Source organism: Variovorax sp. V213 (assembly GCF_041154455.1).
Lineage (GTDB): Bacteria > Pseudomonadota > Gammaproteobacteria > Burkholderiales > Burkholderiaceae_C > Variovorax.
This window is the reverse complement of the sequence record NZ_AP028664.1, coordinates 3358521-3376660: the sequence shown is the minus strand read 5'-3', so window position 1 is coordinate 3376660 and position 18140 is coordinate 3358521. Positions and strand designations below refer to the sequence as shown.

At 63.9% G+C, this 18140-nt stretch carries 23 protein-coding genes and 1 tRNA gene; 14 read left to right on the top strand and 10 right to left on the bottom strand.

The features are described from left to right. The first annotated feature begins 15 nt into the window (after positions 1-15). The gene (locus ACAM55_RS16070; RefSeq protein WP_369652508.1) at positions 16-690 is read left to right on the top strand and encodes a histidine phosphatase family protein; all 675 of its coding nucleotides are present in this window, start codon (positions 16-18) and stop codon (positions 688-690) included. Positions 691-703: 13 nt separating this feature from the next. On the opposite strand, the gene ACAM55_RS16065 is transcribed toward ACAM55_RS16070, so the two are convergent. Beyond that, entirely contained in the window at positions 704-1036 is a 333-nt protein-coding gene (locus tag ACAM55_RS16065) for a hypothetical protein (protein ID WP_369652507.1), read from the bottom strand. A gap of 23 nt (positions 1037-1059) precedes the next feature. Then, positions 1060-1308 (bottom strand): GlsB/YeaQ/YmgE family stress response membrane protein, encoded by a 249-nt coding sequence (locus ACAM55_RS16060; protein WP_369652506.1) that lies wholly within the window; start codon positions 1306-1308, stop codon positions 1060-1062. A 203-nt stretch (positions 1309-1511) separates the two neighbouring features. Here ACAM55_RS16060 and ACAM55_RS16055 point away from each other — a divergent pair, with 203 nt between their 5' ends. The 3 genes from ACAM55_RS16055 to ACAM55_RS16045 all read left to right on the top strand — a co-directional run bounded on the left by ACAM55_RS16055 (position 1512) and on the right by ACAM55_RS16045 (position 2912). Then, entirely contained in the window at positions 1512-2144 is a 633-nt protein-coding gene (locus tag ACAM55_RS16055) for a YbhB/YbcL family Raf kinase inhibitor-like protein (protein WP_369652505.1), read from the top strand. Between the two features lie 76 nt (positions 2145-2220). Continuing rightward, positions 2221-2296 (top strand) — tRNA-His (locus ACAM55_RS16050). 271 nt (positions 2297-2567) lie between these two features. Further along, positions 2568-2912, top strand: a complete 345-nt coding sequence (locus ACAM55_RS16045) for an H-NS family nucleoid-associated regulatory protein (protein ID WP_369652504.1) — start codon at positions 2568-2570, stop codon at positions 2910-2912. Positions 2913-3000: 88 nt separating this feature from the next. Here ACAM55_RS16045 and ACAM55_RS16040 read toward each other — a convergent pair whose 3' ends face one another. After that, a complete protein-coding gene (locus ACAM55_RS16040) occupies positions 3001-3987 on the bottom strand; it encodes an NADPH:quinone oxidoreductase family protein (RefSeq protein ID WP_369652503.1) in 987 nt (328 codons plus the stop codon). A 129-nt stretch (positions 3988-4116) separates the two neighbouring features. On the opposite strand from ACAM55_RS16040, the gene surE reads away from it, so the two are divergent. The 5 genes from surE to rlmD are packed head-to-tail and all read left to right on the top strand — an operon-like array spanning position 4117 to position 9037. Continuing rightward, a complete protein-coding gene (surE, locus tag ACAM55_RS16035) occupies positions 4117-4875 on the top strand; it encodes a 5'/3'-nucleotidase SurE (RefSeq protein ID WP_369652502.1) in 759 nt (252 codons plus the stop codon). A gap of 1 nt (position 4876) precedes the next feature. Further along, positions 4877-5650, top strand: a complete 774-nt coding sequence (locus ACAM55_RS16030; RefSeq protein WP_369652501.1) for a protein-L-isoaspartate(D-aspartate) O-methyltransferase — start codon at positions 4877-4879, stop codon at positions 5648-5650. 11 nt (positions 5651-5661) lie between these two features. After that, positions 5662-6561, top strand: a complete 900-nt coding sequence (locus ACAM55_RS16025) for a peptidoglycan DD-metalloendopeptidase family protein (protein WP_369652500.1) — start codon at positions 5662-5664, stop codon at positions 6559-6561. 4 nt (positions 6562-6565) lie between these two features. Further along, the gene (locus ACAM55_RS16020; protein ID WP_369652499.1) at positions 6566-7570 is read left to right on the top strand and encodes a sigma-70 family RNA polymerase sigma factor; all 1005 of its coding nucleotides are present in this window, start codon (positions 6566-6568) and stop codon (positions 7568-7570) included. An 18-nt stretch (positions 7571-7588) separates the two neighbouring features. Next, entirely contained in the window at positions 7589-9037 is a 1449-nt protein-coding gene (gene rlmD / locus ACAM55_RS16015) for a 23S rRNA (uracil(1939)-C(5))-methyltransferase RlmD (RefSeq protein ID WP_369652498.1), read from the top strand. Between the two features lie 57 nt (positions 9038-9094). Here the strand turns inward: rlmD and ACAM55_RS16010 are convergent, their stop codons facing one another. Next, positions 9095-9796 (bottom strand): Bax inhibitor-1/YccA family protein, encoded by a 702-nt coding sequence (locus ACAM55_RS16010; protein WP_369652497.1) that lies wholly within the window; start codon positions 9794-9796, stop codon positions 9095-9097. Positions 9797-9957: 161 nt separating this feature from the next. Here ACAM55_RS16010 and ACAM55_RS16005 point away from each other — a divergent pair, with 161 nt between their 5' ends. Next, positions 9958-10365, top strand: coding sequence for a heme-binding protein (locus ACAM55_RS16005; RefSeq protein WP_369652496.1), 408 nt, complete (start codon positions 9958-9960; stop codon positions 10363-10365). 177 nt (positions 10366-10542) lie between these two features. Here the strand turns inward: ACAM55_RS16005 and hemP are convergent, their stop codons facing one another. The 5 genes from hemP to ACAM55_RS15980 all read right to left on the bottom strand — a co-directional run bounded on the left by hemP (position 10543) and on the right by ACAM55_RS15980 (position 13099). Next, a complete protein-coding gene (gene hemP, locus ACAM55_RS16000) occupies positions 10543-10755 on the bottom strand; it encodes a hemin uptake protein HemP (protein ID WP_369652495.1) in 213 nt (70 codons plus the stop codon). Positions 10756-10849: 94 nt separating this feature from the next. Further along, a complete protein-coding gene (locus tag ACAM55_RS15995) occupies positions 10850-11263 on the bottom strand; it encodes an ExbD/TolR family protein (RefSeq protein WP_369652494.1) in 414 nt (137 codons plus the stop codon). A 5-nt stretch (positions 11264-11268) separates the two neighbouring features. Further along, positions 11269-11985 carry a MotA/TolQ/ExbB proton channel family protein gene (locus ACAM55_RS15990; protein ID WP_369652493.1) on the bottom strand — a complete coding sequence of 239 codons (717 nt, stop codon included), beginning with the start codon at positions 11983-11985 and terminating at the stop codon, positions 11269-11271. 22 nt (positions 11986-12007) lie between these two features. Beyond that, a complete protein-coding gene (locus ACAM55_RS15985) occupies positions 12008-12715 on the bottom strand; it encodes an energy transducer TonB (protein WP_369652492.1) in 708 nt (235 codons plus the stop codon). A 111-nt stretch (positions 12716-12826) separates the two neighbouring features. Then, complete coding sequence (locus tag ACAM55_RS15980; RefSeq protein ID WP_018903007.1) at positions 12827-13099, bottom strand: bacterioferritin-associated ferredoxin; 273 nt, start codon at positions 13097-13099, stop codon at positions 12827-12829. Between the two features lie 377 nt (positions 13100-13476). Here ACAM55_RS15980 and ACAM55_RS15975 point away from each other — a divergent pair, with 377 nt between their 5' ends. From ACAM55_RS15975 to ACAM55_RS15960, 4 genes are read left to right on the top strand one after another with little or no spacing between them, the layout of a single operon-like run. Then, positions 13477-15828: a TonB-dependent receptor gene (locus tag ACAM55_RS15975; protein WP_369652491.1), complete on the top strand. Its 2352-nt coding sequence runs from the start codon at positions 13477-13479 to the stop codon at positions 15826-15828. 32 nt (positions 15829-15860) lie between these two features. Continuing rightward, a complete protein-coding gene (locus ACAM55_RS15970) occupies positions 15861-16547 on the top strand; it encodes a Fe2+-dependent dioxygenase (protein ID WP_369652490.1) in 687 nt (228 codons plus the stop codon). Positions 16548-16584: 37 nt separating this feature from the next. Then, positions 16585-16881: a PepSY domain-containing protein gene (locus tag ACAM55_RS15965; RefSeq protein ID WP_369652489.1), complete on the top strand. Its 297-nt coding sequence runs from the start codon at positions 16585-16587 to the stop codon at positions 16879-16881. A gap of 11 nt (positions 16882-16892) precedes the next feature. Next, positions 16893-17447 (top strand): cytochrome b/b6 domain-containing protein, encoded by a 555-nt coding sequence (locus ACAM55_RS15960; protein ID WP_369652488.1) that lies wholly within the window; start codon positions 16893-16895, stop codon positions 17445-17447. A 22-nt stretch (positions 17448-17469) separates the two neighbouring features. On the opposite strand, the gene bfr is transcribed toward ACAM55_RS15960, so the two are convergent. Beyond that, positions 17470-17946: a bacterioferritin gene (gene bfr / locus ACAM55_RS15955; RefSeq protein WP_093011882.1), complete on the bottom strand. Its 477-nt coding sequence runs from the start codon at positions 17944-17946 to the stop codon at positions 17470-17472. Positions 17947-18140 lie beyond the last annotated feature (194 nt).

The following is an 18140-nucleotide window of genomic DNA, read 5'->3' as shown; positions in this document are numbered from 1 at the left end:
GCCAGAATCCGTTGCATGGGAACCCTCTATCTCGTGCGCCACGGCCAGGCCAGCTTCGGCGCCGCCGACTATGACAACCTGAGCGAGCTCGGGCGCAGGCAGTCGGTGCGCCTCGGCGAATACTGGCGCGAGCGCGGTATGCATTTCGATGCGGTGATCACCGGTACGCTGAAGCGCCATCGCCAGACCTGGGAGGGCATTGCCGAAGGGCTCGGCCTCCAGCGCGATGACGTGCTCCCTTGGCCGGGGCTCAACGAGTACGACAGCGAAGCGCTCATTGCCACCATTCACGAGGGCAAGCTCGAGAAGCCCGATTCGCCCGAGATGTACCGGCACCACTTTCGACTCCTGCGCGATGGCCTGGGCGCATGGATGCAAGGCAAGACGGAACCTGCCGGCATGCCGAGCTACGTCGACTTTCTGGCCGGCGTGACGACGGCGCTGGACCATGTGCGCGATCGGCACCATGGCGCCAAGGTGCTGGTGGTGTCGAGCGGTGGACCGATCAGCACGGCCGTCGGCCACGTGCTTGGCACGAGCCCTGAAACCACGATCGAACTCAATCTCCGCATCCGCAATACGTCGGTGACCGAGTTTGCCTTCACGCCCAAGCGCCACATGCTGGTGACGTACAACACGCTGCCGCATCTGGACGGCCCGGCTTACGAGGGCTGGGTGACCTACGCCTGAGGAAGCACAAGCCTCAGGCCTGCCAGACGCCGTAGCCGTTCTTGCGCAGCGCGATGCCGAGTTCGACCTCCATCGATCGCGCGTCCTCGTAGCTCATCGGGTTGTAGCGTTCGTACAGGGCAGGCAGCAGCCTCTGGCCGAAGGCCTGGACGAAGCTGTTGGCCTGGATGCCGGCCTTGTGCTTGTCGAAGCGGATGTCCGGGTCGAGCCCGGTCATTCCCACATACACAAAAGGCTTGCCGAGCTGGTAGTCGGGGTTGGCGCGCCTGAAGCGGCCGTGATTCCATACGCGGTCGTCGAGTTCCACCACGTAGACGTGATGCCTAGCCCTTGGTTTGCGCGGCACGGCCCGCACTACCTCTCGTACTGCTAGCTCTTGCGCTTGATCAGGCCGTAGAGAACCAGCAGCACGATCGCACCGAGCACGGACGCGATGAAGCCCGCACCTTGTCCCGCCGTGTACCAGCCGAGGGCCTGGCCGACATAGGTCACGATCAACGATCCCGCAACCCCGATCAGGGTGGTCACGATGAAGCCCGCGGAATCGTCGCCCGGCTTGACGGCGCGTGCCACGAGACCCACGATGAACCCGATCAGAATAGTCCAGACGATGCTCATGAAAAATCCTTTGGCGGTGAAATGGATGCTCTGGGAACGCCTGCGCCGTCGGTGCAGGCGGCATTCATGATAGCGGAGCAATACACGAGGCGGGCGCGGTGAAGCCAACGAGCCGCAGCTCGGGAATTTTGGTGCAGGCCGCCATGCCGCGCATGCTGTAGCGTCCTACAGGCCACCGCGCCGCGCAGCGCTATACCGAGGCCATGCTCGAAAAATTGCCTGAAGTCATCGGCCACGCGCTGCACGGCATGCGCGCGGGACTGGACAAGATCATTTTCAATGCGCTGGGCATGCGCCGGGGCATGGCGTCGATCGTATTGACCAGCGTGGCCTTTGTGGACCATGCACCTCTTCCGCCGCGCTATACGGCGGACGGCGAAGGCGTCTCGCCGCCGCTGCAATGGGACAATCTTCCGGCTGAAACGACTTCGTTGGTGCTGGTGGTCGAGGATGCCGACTCCCCGACACCGAATCCGCTGGTGCACGCGATCGTGGTGGGGCTGCGGCCGAGCGAAGGCAAGCTCGACGAGGCGGCCATTCCAAGCCGCGACAACGAGGGCGCCGCCGGATTGCACGTCGGACGCAATTCCGGGTTGCAGGCGGCCTGGCTGCCGCCCGATCCGCCGCCGGGGCACGGCACGCACCGCTACGCCTTCCAGCTATTTGCGCTCGGTGGCGCGCCTTTGTTTTCCGCTGCGCCCGGGCGTGATGAAATCTTCAATGCGCTGCGCGAACATGCGCTTGCCAGCGGCCTGCTGATCGGTACTTTCGAACGGCCGGACGGCTCGATCAAGATCAAGGAGGCGGCGCCAGCCGGCCCCTTGGCGACGGGGTGAGAAGATTTTTCAGGGGCCTGCACCTGCAGGGACGGCGAAAACAGCCATTTTTACCGCTACAATTGCGGGCTCTGCGGTGGCTGTAGCTCAGCTGGTAGAGTCCCAGATTGTGATTCTGGTCGTCGTGGGTTCGAGTCCCATCAGCCACCCCAAAATATCTTCCTGACTGCTATTGCGCAATAGCGTCCATGGAAACCACTACGCCGGGCCCGCCCCGGCGTTGTCATTTCCGACTACCGCTTCAGCCGGTGCTTGGAGTTTCCCCCCCTTCCTTTTTGTTCGATAAACGTCCATGCCGGCAAGCTTTCGATCGTGCACTGCCGCAATCCGTGGGCGCGGGTGCCTTTTTCTCGCCACGGCCTGCTTGTTTTAAATTGGAATTGAATTAAAATCCGCCCCGTTTCCAATTTTCAGGAGTCCAATATGGCTTCGACCCTTGCCGATATCAATTCTCAGATCAAGAAGTACGACGAGCAGATTGCGCAATTGCGCAAGCAGGCCGAAGACCTTCGCAACGAAGAGCGCGCTGGCGTCATTGACGATGTGCGCAGAAAGATCGCCGAATACGGTTTGACGGCTTCTGACCTGAAACTCAGCGCACGCGGCGCCTCGGTCAAGCGCAGCGCCGGGGTTCCCGCCGCCAAGGCAGCCGCCAAATACCGCGGCCCGACTGGCGAAACCTGGTCCGGCGGCCGTGGCCGCAAGCCGCGTTGGGTCACCGAAGCATTGGCCGCCGGCAAGTCGCTGACCGAATTCGAGATCAAGTAAGCCTCTGGCGAGGCCTCTGGCCCCGATAAAAAAAGCCCGCATGCGCGGGCTTTTTTATTGGGTAAGGAACCGATGCCGCGCGGCGCGTTCAGTTCACCATCACGAGTTTACCTTTGACGCCGCGCGAGCCCATGTGGGCATAGGCGGCCTTCAATTGCGCCATCGGCACGGTGCTGTCGATCACCGGCTTGATCTTTCCCTGGCCGTACCAGTGGGCCAATTCGGCCATCATTTGCGCATTGGCCTTGGGCTCGCGCTTGGCGAAATCGCCCCAGAACACGCCGACCAGCGAGGCGCCTTTCAACAGCGTCAGATTCAATGGCAGCGATGGAATCGGGCCCGAGGCAAAGCCAACGACCAAATAGCGCCCGCGCCAGGCAATCGAACGAAATGCCGGCTCTGCGAAATCGCCGCCCACCGGGTCGTAAATGACATCGGGCCCCTTGCCGTCGGTCGCGGCCTTGATGGCGTCGCGAAAGCCGCCTGGAAGCGCGTGCGTCGTGTAGTTGATTGTGGCGTCGGCGCCAATGGAGCGGCAGAGTTCGCATTTCTCGTCGGTCGAAGCCGCTGCTATTACTTTGGCGCCCGCCGCCTTTGCGATCTGGATCGCCGCGGTGCCCACGCCGCCAGCAGCGCCGAGCACGAGCACGGTTTCTCCGGCCTTCAATTGCGCGCGGTCCATCAATGCATGCCATGAGGTGGCATAGATCATGATGAACGCCGCCGCATCGACGTGGCCGAAGCCTTCCGGCAGCGGCATGCAAAGCGCGGCCGGGGCCAGCGTGTGGGTTGCAAACCCGCCCGTGCCCGAGAGGCACGCCACGTTCTGTCCTACCTTCAGATGCGTGACGCCTTCGCCCACTGCCTGGACCACGCCTGCATATTCCGAGCCTGGCACGAAGGGCAGCGGCGGCTTGATCTGGTATTTGTTCTGGACGATCAGCAGGTCGGGAAAGTTCAGGCTCGCCGCCCTGATCTCGATCAGCACCTGGCCCGGACCCGGCACCGGTGTGGGCAGTTCTTTCCAGGTCAGCGCATCGACGCCGGTGGGGTTTTCGCAAAGCCATGCGTGCATGCTCGGGTCTCCTTTGAATCAGTCGTGTGTGGGCAATGAATGCGAGGCGATGATAGGGGGCACGGCAGGGCGCCCTTGTCCCTGCTGCGACGCACCCGGCGCCTACAATCCGGGGCACCGAAAAGCACCATGAAGATACTTATTTCCAATGACGATGGCTTTCAGGCACCGGGCATCGTCGCATTGCACGACGCTCTGAAAGACATCGCCGATGTCGAGGTGGTTGCACCCGAGCACAACAACAGCGCCAAATCGAATGCGCTCACCCTGGCGGCACCTCTCTACGTGCACAAGGCACACAACGGTTTTCGCTATGTGACAGGCACGCCGGCCGACTGCGTGCACATCGCGCTCAAGGGGTTGCTCGACTACCGGCCCGACCTGGTGGTTTCCGGCATCAACAACGGCGCCAACATGGGCGACGACACCATTTATTCGGGCACCGTGGGCGCGGCAATGGAGGCGTATCTGTTCGGCATTCCGGCCATCGCGTTCTCCCAGATCGAAAAAGGCTGGGCGCATGTCGATGCGGCCGCCCAGGTGGCGCGGCGGCTGGTGCAGCAGATCGAGCGAGAGCGCATGCTCGATGGCGGAGCGTTCCTGCTCAACGTGAATGTGCCGAACCGGCCCTTCGACGAGCTCAAGCCGATGACGGTGTGCCGGCTGGGCCGCCGCCATGCGGCGGAAAAAGTGATCACGCAGGAAAGCCCGCGCGGCGAGACCATGTACTGGATCGCAGGCGCCGGTGGCGCCAAGGACAGCGGCGAGGGCACCGACTTTCATGCCACCGCGGCCGGCCACATTGCATTGACGCCGCTGCAGATCGACCTGACAGACCATGCCAACCTGGGGCAATGGCGCGAGACGGTTGCCCGTCTCGGCAATTGACATGGCCACGCAACGGCCTGGATTCCCGGTTCGCCTGACACCCACTGCTTCAGCCGCCACGCGCGGGCGGTTGCCCGCTGTGCCGGCGAAGCCGATGGTGCCGACCACGCCATCGATGGCTTCCGACGCCGTGCGCGCGCGCATGGTGCAGAAACTTGCCGCCCAGGGCATCACCGATCCGCGCGTGCTGCGCGCATTGGGCGCGGTAGAGCGGCATCGCTTCGTCGACAGTGCACTGGTCAACCAGGCGTACGAGGACACGAGCCTGCCCATCGGCCTGGGTCAGACCATCTCCAAACCGAGCGTGGTGGCTCGAATGATCGAGCTCCTGCTGGGCGCGCCCGCGCTGGCCGGCAAGCCGCAGGAGCGCCTGGGGCGCGTGCTGGAAATCGGCACCGGCTGCGGTTACCAGGCGGCGGTGCTGAACCATGTGGCCACGGAGGTCTACAGCATCGAGCGCCTGCGCGGCCTGCACGAGCGCGCACGCGCCAATCTGCGGCACTTCCGGTTGGCAACGGTGCACCTGATGCTGGGTGACGGCATGGTCGGCTATGCCAAGGGCGCTCCGTACGCGGGCATCATCGCCGCGGCGGGCGGCGAAGCGGTTCCGGAAGCCTGGACCGAACAACTCGCCGTGGGCGGACGCATCGTCGCGCCCACGCAATCGGCGGGGGGCGGACAGGCCCTCGTCGTCATCGATAAAACCGCCCGCGGACTCGAGCGCCGCATTCTTGAGGCGGTTCACTTTGTCCCCCTAAAATCGGGCATCGCTTGAAGGAACAACAAATGCAGGGTTTTGGCAATCGGAGTTGGTGCGCTGGTATCACGTTGGCCGTTGTGCTCGTGATCGCAGGCTGCGCCGCACCGCGAGGGCCGGCACCGGTCGAAGACCGCGGCACCATGACGCGTGCGCCCGGTGCGGCACCCGGTGGCCCGCTCATCACCACCGATGCCTCGGGCAAGCCGCTTCCGGGCATCGAAAACTATGGCAAGCCGGGCTACTACACCGTGCGCCCCGGCGACACGATTCGCCGCATCGGAAACGAAACGGGCCAAAGCTGGCAGAACATCGTTCGCTGGAACAATCTCGAGAATCCCGACCTGATCGAAGTCGGCCAGGTGTTGCGCGTAATTCCGCCGGTGGGGCCGGCGAGCGGGGCCACCTCTCTCGCGACCGCGCCTGCGCCCGCAGAAGGGGTCGTCACCAAGCCCGTGGTGCCGCCATCTGCGGTGGTGCCCACGGCGCCCGCGAGCGCAGCAACCGGCAAGCCGCCGGTCACCGCGTCGCCATCCGCACCTGCCTCGAACTCGGGTGACGAAGACCTCGGCTGGATCTGGCCGGCGCATGGCACGCTCATCGCGGGCTTCGACGATGCCAAGAACAAGGGTTTCGATATCGGCGGCAAGGCGGGCGATGCGGTGCTGGCTGCGGCCGACGGACGCGTGGTCTATGCGGGTGCTGGCCTGCGCGGCTATGGCAACCTGATCATCCTGAAGCACAACAACACCTACCTCACGGCGTATGCGCACAACCAGACGCTGCTCGTGAAGGAAGACCAGTCGGTGCAAAAGGGCCAGAAGATCGCCGAAATGGGCAACAGCGACGCGGACCGCGTGAAGCTGCATTTCGAGATCCGCCGCCAGGGCAAGCCTGTCGATCCGGCGCGCTACCTGCCGAGCCGGTGATGCCATGGCCGCTCCTCGCCTCCGTCGCACGCTTGCTGTGCGGCGGCGGGCGGGCCGCGGCGGGGCAGTAGAGAACAACAGCGAAGGCGCGGCGCCGGCAAGGCCCGCTCTCGCCTCAGACTTCGAACCGGCAGCAGAGCCGTCAATTGGCGGCGAGGGCGCAGATGCCCTGACGATCTACCTGCGACAGGTGCGGCGAACCGAACTCTTCACGCCGGAAGAGGAATACCAGGCCGCATGCGCTGCGCACGCCGGTAGTTTTGAAGCGCGGCAATCGATGATCGAACACAACCTGAGGCTGGTTGTGAACATCGCCAAGGCCTATCTCGGCCGTGGCGTTCCGCTCTCCGATCTCATCGAGGAAGGCAATCTCGGCCTGATGCACGCCATCACCAAGTTCGAGCCCGAGCGCGGTTTCCGCTTTTCCACTTACGCCACCTGGTGGATTCGTCAGTCGGTGGAGCGCGCGGTGATGACCCAGGCCCGTGCCATCCGCCTGCCGGTGCATGTGGTGCGCGAACTGCAGCAGGTGCTGCGGGCGCGCCGAACGCTGGAAGGCGACGCGGAATTCTTGGTGCATCGGCCCGACGGCGTGCGCGTGGAAGACATCGCGGCGCTCCTGGGCCGTGACGTGCAGGCGGTCGCGGAACTGCTGGCCCTTTCGGAGGCGCCGCGCTCACTCGATGCGGGCGACGCACGCGGCGACGAGGGCTTTACGCTGGCCGACACCGTGGCTTCCGACGACGAGCAGGGCGATCCGACAGACGTCACGCAGACCCACGAAGTCGCACGCCTGCTGGATCAGTGGGTCCATGCCCTGGATGCGCGCGAGCGCGAGGTGCTGGAGGGCCGCTACGGCCTGCACGACCGCGAACCCGAAACGCTCGAGGTGCTGAGCGTTCGTCTCGGCCTGACGCGCGAGCGCGTACGGCAGATCCAGAACGAGGCGCTGGCCAAGATGCGGCGCCAGCTGATCCGTTCCGGTGTGGGGCGCGACGCCTTGTTCTAGCGCTGAGACAATCGGGGGATGACGGAATCCATCGAAGAAAAGAAAGTCCCCGCGAAAACCCCGGCGACCGCGCCTGACGAATGGCTCAAGGTCGAGTCGCTCGACCTCGACGCGCAAGGCGTGGCGCACAACGCCGAGGGCATGGTCGTGTTCATCGAAGGCGCCCTGCCTTTCGAAGAGGTGCAGTTCAATGTGCATCGCCGCAAGAACAACTGGGAGCAGGGCACGGTCACGGCCATCCGGCGCGAATCGTCGCAGCGGGTGCGCCCCGGCTGCCCGCATTTCGGCTTGCACACCGGGGCGTGCGGCGGCTGCAAGATGCAGCATCTGGATGCGGCGGCGCAGGTGGCGGTGAAGCAGCGAGCCCTTGAAGACAACCTGTGGCACCTCGGCAAGGTCCGGCCGGAGAACGTGCTGCGGCCGCTGGAAGGGCCGGCCTGGCACTACCGCTACCGTGCACGGCTCTCGGTGCGCCACGTGGTCAAGAAAGGCACGGTGCTGATCGGTTTTCACGAGCGCAAGAGCCGCTATCTCGCCGACATGCAGGTATGCCCGGTGCTGCCGAAGCAGGTCAGCGACATGCTGATGCCGCTGCGTGCGCTGATCGGCTCTATGGATGCGCGCGAAACTTGTCCGCAGATCGAGCTCGCCTGCGGCGATGCGCCCGGTACGACCGCGCTCGGCACCATTGCGCTGGTGCTCAGGCATCTGCAGCCGCTCTCCAATGCGGACATCGGCCGCCTGAAGGCCTTTGCAGCGCAGAACGCGGGCGTCCAGTGGTGGCTGCAGGCCAAGGGCCCCGAAACCGTGAAGCTGCTGGAAGAGGGTGGAACGCCGCTGTCGTACGAGCTGCCCGAGTTCGGCGTGACCATGCCGTTCAAGCCCACCGACTTCACGCAGGTCAATCCGCACATCAACCGTGCGCTGGTGGGCAAGGCGCTGCGCCTGCTCGATGTGGGCCCGGAAGAGCGCGTGATCGACTGGTTCTGCGGGCTGGGCAATTTCACCTTGCCGCTGGCCAGCCGGGCGCGCGAGGTGCTGGGCATCGAGGGCAGCGACACCCTGGTGGGGCGCGCCGGCGACAACTTCAGGAAGAACCAGCCTGCCACCTCCGCCAGGCGGGCGCTTTCCCCGACCCGGTTCGTGGCCCGCAACCTCTTCGAGATGACTCCCGCCATGCTGGTGGCCGACGGCAGCGCCGACAAGTGGCTGGTCGACCCGCCGCGCGAAGGCGCCTTCGCGCTGGCCAAGGCCATGGCCGACCTGCACCTGCAGCCCGAGCTGCGAACCGATGGCTGGGCGCCGCCGAAGCGCATCGTGTATGTCAGCTGCAATCCGTCCACCCTGGCGCGCGATGCAGGCTTGCTGGTGCACCAGGCCGGATACCGCTGCACGTTCGCAGGAGTGATCAACATGTTCCCGCACACGGCCCACGTCGAATCGATGGCGGTGTTCGACCTGGCATGAAAAAAGGGCCCGGAGGGCCCTTTTTTCATTGGCGCACGCGACACCTTGCTCGTTCGTTCAGTCGCGTTCGCCGCCGGCAATGCCCAGCAGGGCCAGCAGGCTCTGGAACACGTTGAACAGGTCCAGGTAGAGCGCGAGCGTGGCGCTGATGTAGTTGGTCTCGCCGCCGTCCATGATCTGCTTCAGGTCATAGAGCATGAAGGCCGAGAAGATGCCGATGGCCGCCACCGAGATGGCCATCATGCCCGCGCTGGAGCCCACGAAGACGTTGATGATGGCGCCCACCATCAGCACCATGGCGCCGACGAAGAGCCACTTGCCCATACCGGACAGGTCGCGCTTGATGACGGTGGCCAGCGAAGCCATCACGAAGAACACGCCAGCGGTACCGCCGAACGCGGTCATGACGAGCTCGGGGCCGTTCTTGAAGCCCAGCACCATCGCGATCAGGCGCGACAACATGAGGCCCATGAAGAAGGTGAAGGCCAGCAGCACCGGCACGCCGGTGGCGGAGTTCTTGGTCTTCTCGATGGCGAACATGAAGCCGAAGGCGCCGCCGAGGAAAACCATGAGGCCCAGTCCGCCCGTGAGCGAACGGGTGATGCCGGTGCTGACGCCGACCCAGGCGCCCAGCACGGTGGGCAGCAGGCTCAGTGCCAGCAGCCAATAGGTGTTGCGCAGCACGCGTTGGCGCTCAGCCTGCGGCAGCACCTGGCCGTAGCCGGTGGAAGTGTCGAGGGTGGTAACGCGGTCGTTCATGGCCGTAGCTCCTTTGATTGCTGCAGTGATGCAGTTGGGCGCATTCTAGGGGTCTGCAAGAGGGGTAGCGAAAAGACCGTATGGGTGATGGCCCTAAGCCTCGCCGGGATTTCGGGCGCGTTGGCCGTTATGCTGTCGGGTTTTACGAACCTGCTCCTAATATGAAGACCAAGTTTTTCCTCGAACTGGCCGACGTCAAGGCCATTGCCGCCGCAGCCGAAGCCGAAGCCCTCAAGAACAATTGGGCCGTGACCATTGCCATTTCCGACGATGCCGGCAACCTGCTCTGGCTCCAGCGCCTGGACGGTGCCGCGGCCCTGTCGTCGCACATTGCACCTGCCAAGGCGCACACGGCGGCCATGGGACGCCGCGAGAGCAAGGTCTACGAAGACATCATCAATGGCGGCCGCACGGCGTTTCTCACGGCGCCTGCGGTGCAGGGCCTGCTCGAGGGCGGCGTGCCCATCGTCAAGGACGGCCAGGTGATTGGCGCCGTCGGCGTGAGCGGCGTCAAGTCGAACGAGGACGCCCAGATTGCCAAGGCCGGCATCGCAGCGCTCGGCCTTTGAGAACCTGACGCCCCAAAGCAAGACGCCGACCAAGGGTCGGCGTTTTTGTTGAAGCGCTCAGCGTGGAAAAAAAGCTTGGCTAGTCGGCGAACCGTTGGCTAGCAAAAAACGACCCTCGGAGATGAAATCTCCTCAAGTCGCCCCACGATGAAACTTGCGCGAAGGGCGGCTGATTTTTTACTTCGTAAGGATCAGCTTGCCGAGTTTGGTGGCCTGGAGCCGATAGAGGGAACCATTGTGCATGATGCTCACGGTCTTGCTGCCCTTGAGGAGCTCCGTGCTTTCGACCATGGGCGCCGGACGGGCGGCCTGGATGGATGCATGACCGCCACCCGATTGATCGAGCGAAGGATGGCTCAGAACAGAAAAGGCGTTGGGCTTGGCTTGCATTTGAAATTCCCTTATCGAAGCGATGAGTGAATGATAATGATTCGCAATAAAAAGTCAATCGCGGCGATCAACTTTTTTTCGTGCGCTCAGCGATTTACTTCACGTCGGGCTCTGTAATGAAGCCGATCTTGCGCACACCGGCTTCCCGCGCCTGCGACATGGCCTTGGCCACGCGCTCGTAGCGAACGGCCTTGTCGCCGCGGATGTGCAGCTCGGGCTGCGGGTCCTTGGCGGCCTCGGCGGCCAGCCGGGTTGGCAGTTCGCCGTCTTCGATCTTCTGTTCGTTCCAGTAGTAGCTGCCGTCGGCCGTGATGCTGAACAGGATGTTCTGCGGCTTGGGCTGCTCGGGTTCGCTGGTGGCGCGGGGCAGGTCGATGTTGACTGCGTGCTTCATCACCGGCACGGTGATGATGAAGATGATCAGGAGCACCAGCATGACGTCGACCAGCGGCGTCATGTTGATCTCGTTCATCACCTCATCGGGTTCGTCCTGGGTGCCAAAAGCCATGATGCTCAGCCCTTCTTGAGCGGAACCACGATGGCGTCGCCGGCGCCGCTTTGCACGCGTGCTCCGGTGACGAAGTAGGCGTGCAGGTCATGCGCAAAGCTGTTGAGCTTGGTCAGCACGAACTTGTTGCCGCGTACCAGCGCGTTGTAGCCCAGCACCGCCGGAATGGCCACCGCGAGGCCCAGGGCCGTCATGATCAGCGCTTCGCCGATCGGGCCCGCCACCTTGTCGATGGTGGCCTGGCCGGCCGTGCTGATGCTCATGAGTGCGTGATAGATACCCCAGACGGTGCCGAACAGGCCGATGAAAGGGGCCGTCGAACCCACCGACGCCAGGATCGCCAGACCGGTTTGGAGGCGGGCGGTGAATGCGTCGATGCCGTTGCGCAGTGCGCGCGTGATCCAGTCGCTCACATCCAGCGCGTCATGCAGGTGAGCCTTGGTGTTGCGGTGGTGCGCAGCCGCTTCGCGGCCTTCGAGTGCGAGCGCGCGAAACGGGTTGCCGTCGTCCTTGCCGAGCTTGTTCAGCGCGGTTGCGAAGTCTTCGCTGTGCCAGAAATCCTGCGAGTGCTTGGCAAGGCGCTTGTATTTGATGACGTCGAGGGCCTTGATGATGATCACGATCCACGACACAAGCGACATGCCGATCAACAGCACCGCGACGGCCTTGGTGACGAAATCGCCCTGGTTCCAGACGTTCATCAAGCCGAATTGGGAATCCATACGAAGTTGCTCCAGAGAAAAATTAGTTCAGTTTGAATGAGAAGGGCGCCCGCAGAAGGTAGGTGGTCTGCGCGTTGCCTCCCGTTTGCCTGAATGGGGTGACCTGGGCGGTCCGGGCGGCGCTCAGTGCCGCTTCGTCGAGCCGTTCGAACCCGCTGGACTTGAAGAGTTCGACTCGCTTTGCGAAGCCTTCGCTGTCGAAATAGATCGAGACGACGGTGGTTCCGGCTTCGCCCAGCCGCTTGCTCATACTGGGATAGACGAGCTTGGGCTCCCTGATGTAGCGCGTCTGGCCTTCCGAGATCTCGATCGTCCGCGGTGCGGGCGGTGCCGGAGGGGCTGGCGGCGGCGCCGGTGGAGCGGGCGGCGCCGGGGCTTCTGCAACAGGCGCCGGTGCGGGCGCAGGAGGCTCGGGCACGCCCACTGGAGCGGCGGGTGCGGGTGTCGGCTTGGGTTCGCGCACGGCCACCGGGCGCGGCGGGGGCTTGACGGCCTCGGGCTTGCGCTGCGGAGGCGGCGGGGGAGGAGGGGGGGGCGGCTCGGCTGGCTTGGGCGGCTCGACGAACTGGCTCAGTATCTCGACGGGGATCACCACTTCGGCGGCGCGGCGCAGCAAGCCGCTTTGCAGCGCCCACAGCGCAGCCGCATGAAACAGGATCACGCCCCCGGCAATGAGTGCATTGCGCGAGAGGCCCAGAACGGAGGGGGGAGGGGCAAAGCGGTCAGACACGATCAACCAATTCGAATGCGGGCGCGCACGAAACGTGCCCCGATTGCAGCAAAACCGCTACGACTACTGTTTACTTACGAAAGATCCACCAGACCGAACCTGCAACGAAGATCAGGCTGCCGCCGAGTGCCGAGAAGAGTTCCATGCCTTGCTTTCCGAGATGGAGGTGGCAAGCTGGATCGCACTCGTTCCCGATTCGCGGTTCAGCGCGGCGACCGGATGCGAGGCGCTGCACTGCGCAACGATATCGCGCGCACAACCCTCACATTGGCCACATTGGGTGGCCACGCCAAGCTCGAACTGGACTTCGTCGAAAGTCATGCCCGCTCGCACATGACGTGCGATTTCACGGTCGGAGACTCGGCGGCAGACGCAAACGATCATGGCGGTGAAAGCGGCAGTTGGCTGGCTGGTTGAAGTTCGAGCCGATTATAAATACGAATCTCTCGCATTTTCAATAACTATCCCCGGCGTAGATCTTCCGTATCCATTCGAAAAGCGTTGTTTTTTTGCCGCGGACGAATCTCAATGCGAATGATTAAGAACTACGTTCGCACTACACTTCAGCCCGATTTCGGCAAGCCACTGCCGGTGCAAGCCACCGGTACCAGCCAGCCCATCCATTCAAACCAGCCGTTTGGGCTTTCTGGGAGGTTATCTTGGCCAATGTCGTCCGCCGGCGCGCTCGTGCGCCGCGCCCCGTGTCTTCTTCTGCTCCAGCCGTGAGCGCCGCAACAGCCGGAATGCCGCGAGAAGCGGCAATGCTGCCTTTCGGGGCCCTGATGCTTGCGGCCTCGGTCAGCAGCTGGGCGCAGACCCCGCCGACGACGGTGCAGGGCGGAACGCTGGGGACCATCACGGTGACGGAGCAGGCCGAGACGCAGGGCAAGGACCAGGTTCAGACCAAGAAGACCAACATCGGCAAGGGCACGCAAGAGATTCGCGACATTCCCCAGTCGATCAACGTCATCACCGAAAAGCTGATCGACGACGTCAAGCTCGACACGCTTCGCGACGCCTTGCACTATTCGGCCGGCATCACCTTCGCCGCGACCGAGAACGGCACCGACCAGGACATCCGGCTGCGCGGTTTTCCCGTGGCAACCGTCGGCGACTTGCTCATCGACGGCATGCGGGATCCCTCGCAATACGACCGTGACACCTTCAACCTCGAGCGCGTCGAGGTGCTGCGCGGTTCGGCATCGATGATCTTCGGACGCGGCTCCACCGGTGGTGTGATCAACCAGGTGACCAAGAAGCCGTTGCTTGCCGACCAGACCGACGTGGAAGCCACCGTCGGCTCGCGTGGCTACTACCGCACGACGGCCGACTTCAATGTGCGCACCGGCGAAACTTCGGCGCTGCGCATCAACGGCATGTGGAACAAGGCCGACAACGGCGGCGCCAAGATCGACAAGTACGGCATTGCGCCTTCGTACAGCTGGGGTGTGGGCACGGCCAACGAATTCACCGTCGGGCTGTTCCACCTGAACGTGGACAACGTCCCGCTGTCGGCCGTTCGTTGGGTGGCGACCGGCCGCCAAGGCATCACCGGCTACAACGCGAGCGGCGTGCCCACCATCGGCAGCCTCGGCACGATCGCACCGATCAAGCCCGGCAGCTTCTACGGCACCACGGCCGACAAGCTTCTTGGCCAGGCCACGTACGGCACGGCTTCCTGGCTCCACCGTTTCGACGACGGCGGCGAACTGCGCACGCAGGTGCGCTCCGGCACCTTCGACCGCAACCAGTGGTCCACCGCCGCCGGTGCCAGCACCACCTTCGGTGCGGCCACCACGCTCGCGAACTTCGGCGACTACACGGTGCTCACGCGCAGCGGCCTCACGCCGCGCAAGGACGAGTACAAGGGCACGTACCTGCAGAGCGACTACAGCAAGGAGCTGAACTGGGGCGGCATGAAGCACCAGTTGCTGGCCGGCGTCGATGCCTCGAAAGAGGAAGCGAGCCGCTACCAGAACGATGCCTTCTTCAACAACAGCTTCCGCGGCCGCGCGCTGGGCTCGCGGGCCAACACCTTCGTCGGCACGCCGAATGACGGTGCCGGCCTGAGCGGCACGTTCGTCGAGCCGGTGTACCGCGACTCGAGCTCCTATTCCGCGAAGTCGATCGGCCTCTACCTGCAGGATCTGGTTCAGGTCGCGCCCGACTGGAAGATTCTGGGCGGCCTGCGCTACGACCGGCTCAGCGGGGATTTCAACCAGTACAACTACACGAACCCCGCGTGTGTGAGGCCCAGCCCGGCGCCGCGCGGCTATACGCAAACGGCGAACTGCACCGATCCGCGCGAACGCTACTCCGCCGGCAGCCCGCTGCCGACGGTGGCGACCACCCATCTGTCGCAGGGCGCCTGGAGCTACCGCGCCGGCGTGCTCTATCAGCCTTCGACCACGCAGTCGTACCACCTGTCGTACAGCACCTCGTTCAATTCGTCGGCAGACACTTACCAGTATGTGACCCCCCAGACCGCGGGCACGCCGCCGGAGAAGAGCCGCAACATCGAACTCGGCACCAAGCTCGACTGGCTCGACGGCAAGCTCTCGACGCGCGCTGCCATCTTCCGCACCGAGAAGACCAACGAGCGCACCACCGATTCGGACTTCGCCAACACTTCTTACCTGTTGTCGGGCAAGCGCCATTCCCAGGGTCTCGAACTCGACGTGGTCGGACGCCTGACTTCGCAGTGGGAGGTCTACTTCTCGTACTCCTACATCCCGAAGGCAACGATCGACCAGGTCGGCAGCACCGCAACGCCCGGCACCGTCGGCTCGCGCGTCGGCCTGACGCCCAAGCACAGCGGCGCCGCATGGATCAGCTACCAGGCCACGCCCAAGTTCCGCATTGCGGGCGGCGTGCGCGGTGCGTCCGAGAACCGGCCGCTGCAGGGCGGCAGCGGCGCTGCCAGCCTGGCCAACAGCACCCCGGGCTACGTGGTGGGCGACATGATGCTCGAGTACAAGTTCACGCCTGATCTGTACGCGCAGCTCAACGTCAACAACGTGACGAACAAGCTCTACGGCGATCAGCTTTATCCGGGCTTCGTGATCGCCGGTGCCAAGCGCACGGTGCTCTTCACGGTCGGGGCACGTTTCTAGAATAGTCAGCCACAACCGATCTTCCGCTCTTCATGCTCTTGCACATTCGCGAAGTGCTTTCGCCTGACGAAGTTCGTCAGGCGAGGCAAATCCTGGGCCACGCGCCCTGGGAGGACGGCCGCCTGACCGCAGGCGAGCAGTCGGCCAAGGCGAAGAACAACGAGCAGTTGAGGGAAGACTGCGAAGAAACCCGCGCGGTCCAGCAGTTGCTGCTGCGCGGGCTGGAGCGGCACCAGGTTTTCTTCTCGGCCGCGCTTCCAAAGCAGATTTCGCCGCCGCTGTTCAACCGCTACGGCGGCGCGTCGAACAGCTTCGGCAATCACGTGGACAGCGCGGTCCGTTTTCTGCGCGACGGCACGGGCCGGGTGCGCACCGACATTTCCTGCACCCTGTTCCTGGCCGGGCCCGACGAATACGACGGCGGCGAACTCGTGATCGAGGACACCTTCGGCACGCAGCGCGTCAAGCTCGCAGCGGGCGACATGGTGCTCTATCCAGGCACCAGCGTTCACCGGGTGCTTCCTGTCACTCGTGGATATCGCCTGGCGAGCTATTTCTGGATCCAGAGCATGGTGCGCAGCGACGAGCAGCGCCGGCTGCTGTTCGAGATGGACAACCACCTGCGCCATCTCCGCAGCCAATATGGCGAGACCGATCCGGGCGTGATCGGACTCACCAGTACTTATCACAACCTGCTGCGCATGTGGCTCGACATCTGAGCCTCAGCGCGGCGCCTGCAATGCCGGGAGACCATTCATGAACAAGTCACTTCTTTGTGTTGCGGCTGCAACCGCCGTCCTCTGGTCCGCGTCCGTATCCGCCCAGTTCGTCGAGCATGACGCGGTCAAGTGCGCGCCGGTTCCCAAGGAAGAAATGCGTCCGCAGATGGAACTGCAGCGCAAGCTGACCGGCGAAGGCTGGAAGGTGCGCCAGATCAAGAACTTCAATGGCTGCTACGAGGTCTACGGCTTCGACGAGAAAGGCCAGCGCGCCGAGGCGTTCTTCGATCCCAAGACCTTCGAGAAGGTCGGACAAGTCAAGCAGCCTTCCTGAGGCACCGCGCGGTGCGTGCGGTTTCCGGGCGTCCGTCGACGCGGGTCTGGGCGCTTTGGCTGCGTGCAACGCACTGGGCGCTGGTCATCGCCATTGGGGTGGCATGGTTCAGCGGCGAGGCGCTGCTGCGGCAGCATGAATGGGCGGGCTACGCCGCACTCGCCCTGGTTGCGGGCCGCTGCGTCGGCGGTGGGCTCGGCGGGCGCTACGCCAGGTTCCGCCAGTTCGTTCGGTCTCCCTTGGAGGTGCGGCGATATGCGGGCGAGGTGCTTGCCCGGCGAGAAAAGCGCTATGTGGGCCACAACCCGCTGGGTGGCTGGATGGTCGTTGCCTTGCTGGCCGCGGTGGCCGCCGTCGGCGTCACGGGCTGGATGTACTCGCTCGACATGTTCTGGGGACTGGCGTGGGTGGAATGGCTCCACCGCACATTGGCCTGGACTCTGGTGGCGCTGATTGCCCTGCACCTGGCCGGTGTCGTTTTCACGAGCTGGCGGCACAGGGAGAACCTGGTCGCCGCCATGCTCAGCGGGCGCAAGCGACCGCAGGCGCCGGGCGACGTCGATTGACGGATACGCCCGGCCTCGCCGATCAGCTGAGCTCGCCCATCTGCGATTGCAGGTAGTTCTGCAGGCCGACCTTGTCGATCAGCTCGATCTGGGTCTCGAGGAAGTCGATGTGCTCTTCGGTGTCGTCCAGGATTTCCTGCAGCAGGTCGCGTGAAACGTAGTCGCGCACCGTTTCGCAGTAGGCAATGCCGTCCTTGATGGTGGCTTGCGCGCCGGTTTCGGCGCCCAGGTCGCAGCCCAGCAGCTCGGGCACGTCTTCGCCGATGTTCAGCTTGCCCAGGTCCTGCAGGTTCGGCAGGCCGTCGAGCATGAAGATGCGGTCCATCAGCTTGTCGGCGTGCTTCATTTCGCCGATCGATTCCTCGTATTCCTTCTTGGCCAGCTTGTCCAGACCCCAATGCTTGAGCATGCGGTAGTGCAGGAAGTACTGGTTGATCGCGGTGAGCTCGTTCTTGAGCTGCGCCTGCAGATGTTCGATGACCTTGGGGTCGCCCTTCATGGTTTTTCCTTGTTCTGAAAGCACCGATTGTGAGAGGGGCGGGCGAGCACTTGCAAGCAATCCCATGCGGTGCCGGTCTGCATGCGTTTGATGGTGATACACGTTCGTATTCGGCCTTCGCTGGCGTCATCGCAAACATAGCAAGCCGCAATGCTTTTAATAGTTGATGACTATTAAAATATGGAGATTGGTAG

Bases quoted from the DNA above. Each gene is read 5' to 3' on its own strand.
- ACAM55_RS16010 (WP_369652497.1), bottom strand. From the start codon at position 9,796: ATGAACGACCGCGTTACCACCCTCGACACTTCCACCGGCTACGGCCAG.
- bfr (WP_093011882.1), bottom strand. From the start codon at position 17,946: ATGAAGGGCGACCCCAAGGTCATCGAACATCTGCAGGCGCAGCTCAAG.
- ACAM55_RS15995 (WP_369652494.1), bottom strand. From the start codon at position 11,263: ATGGCTTTTGGCACCCAGGACGAACCCGATGAGGTGATGAACGAGATC.
- ACAM55_RS16040 (WP_369652503.1), bottom strand. From the start codon at position 3,987: ATGCACGCATGGCTTTGCGAAAACCCCACCGGCGTCGATGCGCTGACC.
- ACAM55_RS16070 (WP_369652508.1), top strand. From the start codon at position 16: ATGGGAACCCTCTATCTCGTGCGCCACGGCCAGGCCAGCTTCGGCGCC.
- ACAM55_RS15965 (WP_369652489.1), top strand. From the start codon at position 16,585: ATGAACAAGTCACTTCTTTGTGTTGCGGCTGCAACCGCCGTCCTCTGG.
- ACAM55_RS15980 (WP_018903007.1), bottom strand. From the start codon at position 13,099: ATGATCGTTTGCGTCTGCCGCCGAGTCTCCGACCGTGAAATCGCACGT.
- ACAM55_RS16060 (WP_369652506.1), bottom strand. From the start codon at position 1,308: ATGAGCATCGTCTGGACTATTCTGATCGGGTTCATCGTGGGTCTCGTG.
- ACAM55_RS16025 (WP_369652500.1), top strand. From the start codon at position 5,662: ATGCAGGGTTTTGGCAATCGGAGTTGGTGCGCTGGTATCACGTTGGCC.
- ACAM55_RS16030 (WP_369652501.1), top strand. From the start codon at position 4,877: ATGGCCACGCAACGGCCTGGATTCCCGGTTCGCCTGACACCCACTGCT.
- surE (WP_369652502.1), top strand. From the start codon at position 4,117: ATGAAGATACTTATTTCCAATGACGATGGCTTTCAGGCACCGGGCATC.
- ACAM55_RS16045 (WP_369652504.1), top strand. From the start codon at position 2,568: ATGGCTTCGACCCTTGCCGATATCAATTCTCAGATCAAGAAGTACGAC.
- rlmD (WP_369652498.1), top strand. From the start codon at position 7,589: ATGACGGAATCCATCGAAGAAAAGAAAGTCCCCGCGAAAACCCCGGCG.
- ACAM55_RS15975 (WP_369652491.1), top strand. From the start codon at position 13,477: ATGCTGCCTTTCGGGGCCCTGATGCTTGCGGCCTCGGTCAGCAGCTGG.
- hemP (WP_369652495.1), bottom strand. From the start codon at position 10,755: ATGCAAGCCAAGCCCAACGCCTTTTCTGTTCTGAGCCATCCTTCGCTC.
- ACAM55_RS16020 (WP_369652499.1), top strand. From the start codon at position 6,566: ATGGCCGCTCCTCGCCTCCGTCGCACGCTTGCTGTGCGGCGGCGGGCG.
- ACAM55_RS15990 (WP_369652493.1), bottom strand. From the start codon at position 11,985: ATGGATTCCCAATTCGGCTTGATGAACGTCTGGAACCAGGGCGATTTC.
- ACAM55_RS16005 (WP_369652496.1), top strand. From the start codon at position 9,958: ATGAAGACCAAGTTTTTCCTCGAACTGGCCGACGTCAAGGCCATTGCC.
- ACAM55_RS16055 (WP_369652505.1), top strand. From the start codon at position 1,512: ATGCTCGAAAAATTGCCTGAAGTCATCGGCCACGCGCTGCACGGCATG.
- ACAM55_RS15970 (WP_369652490.1), top strand. From the start codon at position 15,861: ATGCTCTTGCACATTCGCGAAGTGCTTTCGCCTGACGAAGTTCGTCAG.